The sequence below is a fragment of the Pseudomonas oryzihabitans genome (assembly GCF_007665395.1).
Classification (GTDB): domain Bacteria; phylum Pseudomonadota; class Gammaproteobacteria; order Pseudomonadales; family Pseudomonadaceae; genus Chryseomonas; species Chryseomonas psychrotolerans_C.
Window position 1 is genome coordinate 1 of the sequence record NZ_VDND01000028.1, and the last position, 875, is coordinate 875.

The 875-nt window shown below is 65.9% G+C and carries 1 protein-coding gene; it reads left to right on the forward strand.

Annotated features, from left to right (window positions below; genetic code table 11):
• On the forward strand, positions 1-875 hold an 875-nt coding region (gene ilvA / locus FSV73_RS25430; protein ID WP_145013139.1), incomplete at both ends, for a threonine ammonia-lyase, biosynthetic.

Here is an 875-nt window from a genome sequence, read left to right on the forward strand (position 1 = left end):
GACGTCATCGCCGGCCAGGGCACCGTGGCCATGGAGATCCTGCGCCAGCACCCCGGTCGCCTGGATGCCATCTTCGTCCCGGTGGGCGGTGGCGGCCTGATCGCTGGTATTGCGGCCTATGTGAAGTATCTACGCCCCGAGATCAAGGTGATCGGCGTGGAACCGGACGACTCCAACTGCCTGCAGCAGGCCATGGCCGCCGATGAACGCGTGGTCTTACCGCGGGTGGGGCTGTTCGCCGATGGCGTGGCCGTGGCCCAGATCGGCCATCACACCTTCGAGATCTGCCGGCGCCATGTCGACGAGGTGATCACCGTCAGCTCGGATGAGATCTGCGCGGCGATCAAGGACATCTACGATGACACCCGTTCCATCACCGAACCGGCCGGCGCCCTGGGCGTGGCGGGAATCAAGAAATACGCCGAGCGCGCTGGCTCCGGCGGGCAGGTGCTGGTGGCCATCGATTCGGGTGCCAACATCAATTTCGACCGGCTGCGCCACGTGGCCGAGCGCGCCGAATTGGGCGAGCAGCGCGAAGCCATCATCGCCGTCACCATCCCGGAACGACCGGGCAGCTTCCGTGCCTTCTGCGAGGCCCTGGGCCGGCGGCAGATCACCGAATTCAACTATCGCTATCACACCGGCCAGGAAGCCCATATCTTCGTCGGGGTGCAGACCCATCCGCAGCGCGATCCGCGCGAGGCGCTGCTGCAGGGGCTGCGCGACCAGGGCTTTCCGGTGCTAGACCTGACCGACAACGAACTGGCCAAGCTGCACATCCGCCACACCGTCGGTGGTCATGCGGCGCGGGTGGATCAGGAGCAGGTGTTCCGCTTCGAATTCCCCGAGCGCCCCGGAGCGCTGTTCGATTTCCT